We start from the raw sequence: 8,439 nt of genomic DNA, 5'->3' as shown, positions 1-8,439 counted from the left end.
CGGTACTGGACGCGAGAATAATTGGCGAAAAAAAACAAATCTACGCAAAGAATGAGGTGTGGCAGAAACTAAGATTTCCGGGCAATTCCTGCAAACCCGAACACGTGTCTAAAATGTAGCAACTCGTCATCTTCCAGGGTTGTTTGATCCATCCCCTTCGTCGCACGGATTACGTCTGGTGCAGTGAACTCACACTCAAAAATTACTGAGGTAATTTCTGCCACTATCTCTCGCTTCCACTGACCAGTAAGCGTCTTCAACTGTGTTGACAGTGACCGCACAAAATATCGCCTTCGTGCCTTTTCGCCCCTCACTTGCACTCCATGAGGGGCACTTTTCACTATCAGGTTTGCAGCTGTACTACGCATCTCCGACAGCCCAGGCAACTTCCGCCATTGGAACTTGGCATTTACTATGAAATCAAGATCAGGGCGCTCATCAATGTGCATGTCGCAGTAGAAGTTTGCTGGGATTTCTTCCCAATGATTGGCGAGAGAGTTAATTAGGGAGTCAAGCTTGTTTTTCCATCGTTTAGCTTCTGGATCTGTCGCCCAGTTTTTCTCATAAAAATAGGCAGTAACGATACAGGACCAAAGTTGAACTTGCCCGTAATCTGGCGAGTCAGGATAGTAGGATTTTGAGCGAATCCATGCCCGCTCCAGCCTGTCATCCATAGTAATTTTTCCAATCAACCATTCTTCTTCAGGAAAATCATCAGGTAACTTGTAGGCTCGTTCGCTAACATTTTCGAGTTCTAGTATTTCTACTATCTCTCGGACAGCTTCATCCTCAAACCAATTAGGAAAAGTTAGTAAGCGCATCAACACCCCCTAAGGTGCTCGCCCTGATGAAAGGTTGCAGCGTCAGGCCGCCAGGGTCGCGGCTTTTCGGGGGCCATCCTAGACGCTGCAATTCGACTATTTGCGAAACTGTCCCACTACTACGTTACCAGACTGGCTTTGCACCTTCAGGGTGTCGAGGTAATCCGCCCACCCCTGCATCATCGCGGCGCGGCCCTCCAAGTGGCTGGTGCGGTTGTAGGCTCGCCCGTTGGCGTCCCGCACGGCGTGGGCCAACTGGTGCTCTATCCAATCGACCCGGTAGCCCAGCCCCTCATCCAGCAGGGTGCGGGCCATAGCCCGGAAGCCGTGGGGCGTCATGGTCTCGTTGTCATAGCCCATTGTCCGTAAGGCAGTACGGACACCATTCTCAGACAGTTGGCGGCTACCGCCACGGGCGCTGGGGAATACATACCGGCCCCGGCCAGTCAGACGGTGCAACTCCCGCAGCAGCTCCAGCGCCTGGCGGCATAGCGGGACAATGTGTGGCTGCTTCATTTTCATTTTATCGGCGGATAGCTCCCATCGTTCTGCCCCCCAATTGATTTCAGACCACTCCATGCCACGTATCTCGCCCGGGCGCTGAAAGAGCAGGGCAGACAAGCGCAACGCGGCCTTTACCGCCGGTGTACCTTGGAAACTTTCAATACTGACCATCAGGCGACCCACCTCGGCAGGGTCTGTGATGGCTGCCAGGTGTTTCTTCTTGGGGTTGGCCAGGGCGCCTTTCAGGTCACCGCTGGGGTCGCGTTCCGCCCTGCCGGTGGCTATGGCATACCGGAATACTTGTCCGGTGGTCTGTTTGGCACGATGGGCTGTTTCGACGGCCCCACGGGATTCAATGCGGCGCAGGGTGGCCAATAGCTCAGGGGCGGTGATAGTGGCGATAGGGCGGTTGCCAATATGGGGGAATAGGTCCTTTTCGAGCGCCCGCATGGTGCGATCCTGGTGGCTGCTGGAGCGGTCATACATTTTGGTGTGGAACCACTCGCGGGCAACCGCCTCGAAGCTGTCAACAGCAGCCTGGTGTCGGGTGAGTTTTTCAACCTTCCTGGCCTCGCTGGGGTCTATGCCTTGGGATACCTTCTTGCGGGCCTCCTGATGCTGTTTTCGGGCCTCCGCAAGGCTCACATCAGGGTAGGTGCCCAAGGCCAGCAGCTTTTCCTTGCCAGCGAACCGGTATTTGTATCGCCAGCATTTGCCTCCGTTGGGTTGCACCAGTAGGAATAGGCCACCTCCATCTGCCAGTTTCCGGGGTTTGCTCCCCGGCTTCGCTTGCCTAACTTCGGTAGCGGTGAGCTTACTCATGGCTTGCCTCCATCTGGGGGTATCGGTTACCGAAGGTGGGTATATACCCCCTGATCTACCCCCATTGGCGGGGGTATATAGCCGGATGCTGCTGGACAGCTATGGACACAGTATAAACAAAAAAGCCCTGATTTACAGGGCTTCGAGGACTTCTCTGGACTTGCTTGGATGGGTGTTTGGTGGAGGCGGCGGGAGTTGAACCCGCGTCCGTCAGTACTCTGCCTTCGGCTCTACATGCTTAGTTTCCGTTAATTAATTTAGCCTCATACAGCCCAACGGGCAGGACGTAATTGGCGAGCCTGAATAAGTTTTAGCAGATCCACCTCAGGCGGGCTTCACAGCGATCCAGTTCTATATGACAGTCAGTAGCGCGGTACTGGCACCTTGCTAAAGACCGCTAGGGCCGAAGCCACTAGATGGTGCTTTCACGGGCTGCTTACGCAGCCAGTTGGGCACCGTAGTTGTCGTCGTTGGCAACTAATAGTTTGCAGCTTTGGATTAACGTGATTGGCTACCATCACGGCATGCACCTCAGGGTTCGCTACCGGCGTCGAATCCGTATCGCCCCCAGTGTGACTTCGCAATTGTACCTCAATTGCACGATGTTAGACTGTCATTTTTACAGAAGTTCACTTTTTCGACCGCAGTCGCCGTTTCACATCATTGCAAGGAGCTCCCATGCCTGTTCGCTACGACCACAACGACCTGCAGCAGTTCTCTACCCGGCTCTTCGTGGCTGCGGGGCTAGCTGAGGACCGGGCAGCGGTCATGGCGGAGGTGTTCCTGGAAGCGGATTTGCTGGGGTTCACCACGCACGGCATGAACCGGGTCGCGCACAATGTACGCTGGCTGCTGAGCGGCGAGAGCCGCAGCCGGGGAGACCCGGAGGTGCTGGTGGATCGGGGCGCCCTGTTTAACTGGGATGCGGGCTTCCTGCCTGGCCCCTGGGTGGTAAGCCAGGCGGTGGACACAGCGTTGGAGCGGGTCTCCCAGTATGGGGTGGTTACAGCCACCCTGCGGCGCAGCCAGCATATCGCCTGTCTGGCAGCTTATCTGCCAAAAGTCATTGAAGCGGGCTATCTGGCGCTGATGACATGCTCCACGCCCTCGGAACGCACGGTCAGCGCCCACGGCGGCATCGACCCGGTGTTTTCCGCCAATCCCATCGCCATGGCGGCGCCGGGTCACGAATACCCGCTGCTGTTCGATATCAGCATGTCGATCACTGCCGGCGGCTATGTTGCTCGCGCAGTGCGGGAAGGTACACGCATGCAGGAGCCCTGCCTCAAGGACGGTCACGGCCGTGTCACGGATGATCCCCGCGCCCTGGAGGGGCCGCCACCGGGCAGTATCATGCCCATCGGCGGCGCCGGTCACGGTTACAAGGGCGCGGCGCTGTCGGCGGCCACCGAGGTGCTCAGCATGGCACTGGGTGGCTACGGGCGGGCGGACCCGGACGCCGCCGGGGACGGTGAGGCCAACTCGGTGTTCCTGCAGCTGATCGATCCGTCGGCCTTCGGGCCCCTGCCGGTGTTCAGGCAGCAACTGCACGCCCTGCAAAACCTGGTGATGACCAGTGCCGTGGCCGAGGGTGCGCCGCCGGCGCGCCTGCCTGGTCAGCGTGCCTGGGAGCAGCGCAGCGAGCAGCTGGCCGGGGGTGTGGTGTTGTATCCGACGATTATGGAGGATCTTGCGCCGCTGGCGGCACAGCTGGGAGTGGCGCTGCCGCAAACGCTGCGCTAGCGGGTAGTTGGCCTACTGCTTGACATTGTCGCGAATGATTCGCTGTTTCTGCCGGTTCCAGTCGCGCTCTTTCTCGGTATCGCGCTTGTCGTGCCCCTTCTTGCCCTCGGCCAGGGCGATGCGGGCCTTCACCAGGTGCCCCTTCCAGTACAGCTGGGTGCAAACGCAGGTCAGCCCCTTCTGCGAGGTAGCAGCGAGGATCTTGGCCAGCTCCTTGCGGTGCAGGAGTAGCCGACGGGTGCGAGTGGGATCGCTGACAAAATGGGTAGAGACGGTATCGAGCGGGGTAATCTGGGTGCCCAGCAGCCAGGCCTCACCGTCCTTCATCAACACGTAGGAATCGGTGAGCTGCGCCTTGCCCATGCGCAGGCTCTTCACCTCCCAACCTTCCAGCGCCACGCCGGCCTCGAAGCTGTCGAGCAGGTGGTAGTCAAAAGTCGCGCGCTTGTTGCGGGCGATCACGTTGTCATTGTTGGGTTTGTTTTTGCTCATGGCGCGCATTATACGGACAAGCCCGCGCGCTGAAACGTGAATTTGGCCCTTTTCATCGCCGGGGCCGTGGGGCACTCTAACTGCATGATAAAAGGTCAGTTTTGGCAATGACGGGGGTGGCCCTGAATCCACTGGGGGAGTGGCGCTCACGCATGACTTTCGTGCTGTCCGTGGCCGCTGCGGCGGTGGGCATGGGCAGTATCTGGCGCTTCTCCTACCTCAGCGGCGAGTATGGCGGCGCGCCGTTTGTCGTCGCCTACGTGGTATTCCTGATGTTGCTGGCGGTGCCGATCCTCATCGCCGAACTGGTGCTGGGCAACCAGGGCAGGGGGAGTGTGGTGGAGTCGGTGGCTCACGCGGCGGAGCGCTCCCATCTCTCGCCCGCCTGGCAGCTGCTGCCCTGGCTGGCCTGCGTGGCCGGGGTGATGCTGTTGGCCCTGTACGTGGTTGTCGCCGGCTGGTCTCTGGTCTACGCCCGGGCGATGTATGACGGCAGTTTCAGTGCGGCCAGCGTCCTCAATGCCGGGCAGTTTTTTGCCGAGCTGGTGGAGGACCCCGGACGCATGCTGGTGTGGCAGTCCCTGTTCCTGCTGCTGGTGCTGCTGGTTGTCGCCGCCGGGGTCCGCCGGGGCATTGGCCTGATGGCCTGGCTGCTGGTACCCAGCCTGCTGGCGAGCCTGATGCTGCTGGTTCAATACAGCATCGCCAACGGTGACCTGACCGCGGCCGGCAAATTCCTGTTTTCCGTGCAATGGCTGGACTTCAACCGCGAGGCCCTGCTGATGGCTCTCGGCCAGGCTTTCTTTACCCTGGGGATCGGGGTCGGGACGGGTATCAGCTTCGGCAGCTACGCGCCGGTGCGGGTGCCGATCGGGCGCTCGGTCATCGCGGTAGCTGTATTCGACACCCTGGTGGCGCTGGCCATGGGGCTGGCGATTTTCCCCCTGGTGTTCGCCAACCACCTGGTCCCGGCCATGGGCCCGGGGCTGATGTTCATCAGCATGCCCCACGCTTTTGGCAACAGTATGGACGGGGAGATCTTTGGCAGCCTGTTCTTCCTGCTGGTTGCGCTGGTGGCGCTGGGATCCTGCGTGGCCATCCTGGAGCCGGTGGTGGGGGCCGTCAAGCAGCGGTTCGGTCTGCGCCGGTTGACCGCGGCGGCCATAGTCGGCGGTCTGGTCTGGCTGCTGGCCTATGCTGCTGCGCTGAACCTCAATAACGGCGGCTCCGGCGGGGGCACCGACCTGTTTCGCCTGCTGGATCGCCTGGCAGGGGGGCTGCTGCTGCCGCTGGTGGCCCTGGGGACGGCGATCCTGGTCGGCTGGCGCCTGCGTCGGCCGCTGTTGCGAGCGCACCTGTATCGGGAAACCAACCTGTTTTTTTCGCTTTGGTACTTTCTGTTAAGGTATATTGCTCCGCCTGCCATCCTGCTGGTGATGTTGGGTGCGCTGCAGATTTATTAGGCATCGCGCCGCGCCGCTTTGATTGAGAGTACGATGACGACAATCCACCGCCACGCCCTGCTGCCTTACCGGGACCGGCTGTTATTTGACCTGGTGAACGATATCGAAGCCTACCCCCAGTACATGGAGGGCTGCGTCGGCGCCCAGGTCCTGCGCCGGGAGGAGGACCTGGTGGAGGCGAGGCTGCAGTTGTCCCGGGGCGGCATCAGCCAGAGCTTCAGTACCCGGAATAGACTGCAGGCTCCGGAGTTCATCACTCTGGAGCTGCTGGACGGACCCTTCGATTCGTTCCAGGGGTTGTGGGAGTTCCGCGGACTGGCCGAGAATGCCTGCAAGGTCACCCTGCACCTGGAATTCACAACCAGCAGCCGGCTGGTCGGCGCCGCCGCGGGGCGCTTGTTCGACCGCGTGACCAACAATCTGGTGGACGCCCTCGGTCGGCGCGCCAGGCAGCTACACGGGTAAGATAATGAGCGACGAACAGACCATACAGGTGGAAGTGGCCTACGCCCTGCCGGAGAAGCAGGCCATTATTCCCCTGCAAGTACTCCCCGGCACCACCGCACTGCAGGCGGCGCAGCGCTCGGGCATCGCGGAACGCTTCGCCGGGCTGGATCTGGACGATGCCCGCCTGGGCATCTTCGGCAAGGTAGTCGCGGCGGACCAGGTGCTGGTGGAGGGGGACCGGGTAGAGATCTATCGGCCGCTGAAGGCGGACCCCAAGGAAGTGCGCAAGGCGCGGGCGGCGCGCGTCAAGGAGCGCAGGCAGGAGGCCGAAGGCTAGTTCGCTGCCCAGGCCGGCAGGTAGTCCCCGCTAACGCTGACCAGGCTGTCGTCGTCGAAATGCACGGTGACCTTGGCCTCGCGAATGACGTCGGTGCCATTGCGAATCACGTATGGGTAATCCCAGCGCTTGTTGTTGAACGAATCCTCCAGCAGGGGGGTGCCGAGGATGAAGCGGACCTGGCGCTGGTTCATGCCGGGCTGGAGCTGGTCGATCATCTCCTGGGTGACGATGTTGCCCTGCTCGATATCGATGCGGTATACGCCGGGGAACCCGAAGTTGCCGCAGGCGGTGAGCATGGCCAGTGCCACTGCCAGAAAAATACTGCGCATGGGCTGAAACTTCCACTTGAGTTGTCGGGGTGGCATGATACCCGTCCTGACCAGCACAGAGAACCCCTCCCATCATGCCCGTCGATAATCAGGAATTGCGCAACGCCGGTCTCAAGGTGACTCTGCCGCGGGTGAAGATCCTGCAGATACTGGAAGCCACCGGCGAGACAACCCAGCACCTGAGTGCCGAGGACGTGTACCAGAAGCTGCGCGATGCCGGTGAAGATGTGGGTCTGGCCACCGTCTACCGGGTATTGACCCAGTTCGAGAGCGCCGGCCTCGTCAATCGGCACAATTTCGAGACCGGGCACTCGGTGTTCGAGCTCGATACCGGCGATCACCACGATCACATGGTTTGTGTGTCCAGCGGTGAAGTGATCGAGTTCAATGACCCCGTCATCGAGCGGCGGCAAAAGGAAATTGCCCGCGAACACGGCTATGACATTGTCGACCACTCGCTGGTGCTGTACGTGCGCAAGCGCTGCGACAAGGACTGACTACCCAAACCACCGCGGGTCTGCTTGCCCCGCTGTACCCTTTGTGTCCGGTTGTTACAAAAAATACACTTGTGTGTAAATATGCGCAAGCGTATATTTTGGCCTCCGCTACAGGCAGAGGACCAGGACCATGCAGGCCGCCACCGAATCCCAGCAGCCCATAGAGGCGCTGTTCAACCCGGCTTCCGACGAGTATCTCGCAGACCCGGTATCACAGTATCTGGCCCTGGCACGGCGTGGGCGCCTGGTCTGGTACGAGCCCTGGCAGGCGTGGATCATGACCCGCATGCCGGACATCATGGATTGCTGGCGCACCGAGTACCTGTCCTCCGATTTCTACGACTGGGAGTTCGCGCCGCCACGGCCGCCCGAAGACAAGTGGAGCAATTTCGAGCGGGCGATGATCGGTCACAGTCTGCTGGCGGACCACGACCATCACCGGCTGGTGCGACGCGTTGTGTCGCCGGCCTTCTCCCGCAACGTGGTGGACGAGATCCAGCGCCGCATCAAGCCCGATGTGGTCAAGCTGATTGACGCGCTGGGTGACCTCGAAAGCTTTGACTATATCGAGCGGGTGGCAAACCACATCCCGTTCATCTCCATCAGCCGCATGGTTGGCTTGCCGGAAAAATACTGGCCCGAGATCAAGCAGGTCGTGCTGACCTTTACCGAGGCCTGGAACCCGACCATCAGCGACGAGCGCCGCGAGGCCGCGCGCCAGGACAGCAACCGCGCCATCGAGATCCTGCAGCGGGTGATCGCCGAGCGCCGCGCCAACCCGGGAGAAGACGATTTTCTCAGCGTGTTGCTGAAGATCGAGGCAGAAAACCCCAACTTCGGTGAATGGGACATCATTACCCTGGTGCTGGCGCTGATTGGCGCGGGGGCGGATACCACCCTGGTCGCCCAGCAGTGGACCCTGTACTCCCTGCTCAAGCACCCTGACCAGATTCCCGCCGCGCTGGAGTCGCCCGATGCCTT

The 8,439-nt window shown here is 60.5% G+C and carries 10 protein-coding genes and 1 other RNA gene; 6 read left to right on the top strand and 5 right to left on the bottom strand.

The window, feature by feature from the left end; genetic code table 11:
• Positions 1-68 precede the first annotated feature (68 nt).
• The 3 genes from RJQ10_RS10785 to ssrA all read right to left on the bottom strand — a co-directional run bounded on the left by RJQ10_RS10785 (position 69) and on the right by ssrA (position 2,716).
• Positions 69-821, bottom strand: coding sequence for a hypothetical protein (locus RJQ10_RS10785; protein ID WP_350146441.1), 753 nt, complete (start codon positions 819-821; stop codon positions 69-71).
• 96 nt (positions 822-917) lie between these two features.
• A complete protein-coding gene (locus RJQ10_RS10780; RefSeq protein WP_350146439.1) occupies positions 918-2,147 on the bottom strand; it encodes a tyrosine-type recombinase/integrase in 1,230 nt (409 codons plus the stop codon).
• A gap of 177 nt (positions 2,148-2,324) precedes the next feature.
• Positions 2,325-2,716: a transfer-messenger RNA gene (gene ssrA, locus RJQ10_RS10775) on the bottom strand.
• A gap of 109 nt (positions 2,717-2,825) precedes the next feature.
• Between ssrA and RJQ10_RS10770 the strand changes: the two genes are divergently transcribed.
• Entirely contained in the window at positions 2,826-3,890 is a 1,065-nt protein-coding gene (locus RJQ10_RS10770; protein ID WP_350146437.1) for an Ldh family oxidoreductase, read from the top strand.
• A 12-nt stretch (positions 3,891-3,902) separates the two neighbouring features.
• Here the strand turns inward: RJQ10_RS10770 and smpB are convergent, their stop codons facing one another.
• Entirely contained in the window at positions 3,903-4,382 is a 480-nt protein-coding gene (smpB, locus tag RJQ10_RS10765; protein ID WP_350146435.1) for an SsrA-binding protein SmpB, read from the bottom strand.
• Positions 4,383-4,489: 107 nt separating this feature from the next.
• Here smpB and RJQ10_RS10760 point away from each other — a divergent pair, with 107 nt between their 5' ends.
• From RJQ10_RS10760 to RJQ10_RS10750, 3 genes are read left to right on the top strand one after another with little or no spacing between them, the layout of a single operon-like run.
• Positions 4,490-5,845: a sodium-dependent transporter gene (locus RJQ10_RS10760; protein WP_350146433.1), complete on the top strand. Its 1,356-nt coding sequence runs from the start codon at positions 4,490-4,492 to the stop codon at positions 5,843-5,845.
• Positions 5,846-5,878: 33 nt separating this feature from the next.
• Positions 5,879-6,310, top strand: a complete 432-nt coding sequence (locus tag RJQ10_RS10755) for a type II toxin-antitoxin system RatA family toxin (RefSeq protein ID WP_350146431.1) — start codon at positions 5,879-5,881, stop codon at positions 6,308-6,310.
• Positions 6,311-6,314: 4 nt separating this feature from the next.
• Complete coding sequence (locus RJQ10_RS10750; RefSeq protein ID WP_350146429.1) at positions 6,315-6,629, top strand: RnfH family protein; 315 nt, start codon at positions 6,315-6,317, stop codon at positions 6,627-6,629.
• Here the strand turns inward: RJQ10_RS10750 and RJQ10_RS10745 are convergent.
• Complete coding sequence (locus RJQ10_RS10745; protein WP_350146427.1) at positions 6,626-6,961, bottom strand: outer membrane protein assembly factor BamE; 336 nt, start codon at positions 6,959-6,961, stop codon at positions 6,626-6,628. The genes RJQ10_RS10750 and RJQ10_RS10745 overlap by 4 nt on opposite strands.
• 74 nt (positions 6,962-7,035) lie before the next feature.
• Here RJQ10_RS10745 and fur point away from each other — a divergent pair, with 74 nt between their 5' ends.
• Positions 7,036-7,458 (top strand): ferric iron uptake transcriptional regulator, encoded by a 423-nt coding sequence (fur, locus tag RJQ10_RS10740; protein ID WP_350146425.1) that lies wholly within the window; start codon positions 7,036-7,038, stop codon positions 7,456-7,458.
• 130 nt (positions 7,459-7,588) lie between these two features.
• The coding region (locus tag RJQ10_RS10735) for a cytochrome P450 (RefSeq protein ID WP_350146423.1) at positions 7,589-8,439 on the top strand (851 nt) is incomplete at its 3' end.

Origin of the sequence: Haliea sp., assembly GCF_040222615.1 — a bacterium.
In the GTDB taxonomy this organism is placed as follows: Bacteria; Pseudomonadota; Gammaproteobacteria; order Pseudomonadales; family Halieaceae; genus Haliea.
This window is presented reverse-complemented; position numbering and strand designations above follow the sequence as displayed.

Excerpts from the sequence above, each read along its gene's own strand:
- RJQ10_RS10745 (WP_350146427.1), bottom strand. The coding sequence starts at position 6,961 with ATGCGCAGTATTTTTCTGGCAGTGGCACTGGCCATGCTCACCGCCTGC.
- fur (WP_350146425.1), top strand. The coding sequence starts at position 7,036 with ATGCCCGTCGATAATCAGGAATTGCGCAACGCCGGTCTCAAGGTGACT.
- RJQ10_RS10755 (WP_350146431.1), top strand. The coding sequence starts at position 5,879 with ATGACGACAATCCACCGCCACGCCCTGCTGCCTTACCGGGACCGGCTG.
- RJQ10_RS10760 (WP_350146433.1), top strand. The coding sequence starts at position 4,490 with ATGACGGGGGTGGCCCTGAATCCACTGGGGGAGTGGCGCTCACGCATG.
- RJQ10_RS10785 (WP_350146441.1), bottom strand. The coding sequence starts at position 821 with ATGCGCTTACTAACTTTTCCTAATTGGTTTGAGGATGAAGCTGTCCGA.
- RJQ10_RS10750 (WP_350146429.1), top strand. The coding sequence starts at position 6,315 with ATGAGCGACGAACAGACCATACAGGTGGAAGTGGCCTACGCCCTGCCG.
- smpB (WP_350146435.1), bottom strand. The coding sequence starts at position 4,382 with ATGAGCAAAAACAAACCCAACAATGACAACGTGATCGCCCGCAACAAG.
- RJQ10_RS10770 (WP_350146437.1), top strand. The coding sequence starts at position 2,826 with ATGCCTGTTCGCTACGACCACAACGACCTGCAGCAGTTCTCTACCCGG.
- RJQ10_RS10780 (WP_350146439.1), bottom strand. The coding sequence starts at position 2,147 with ATGAGTAAGCTCACCGCTACCGAAGTTAGGCAAGCGAAGCCGGGGAGC.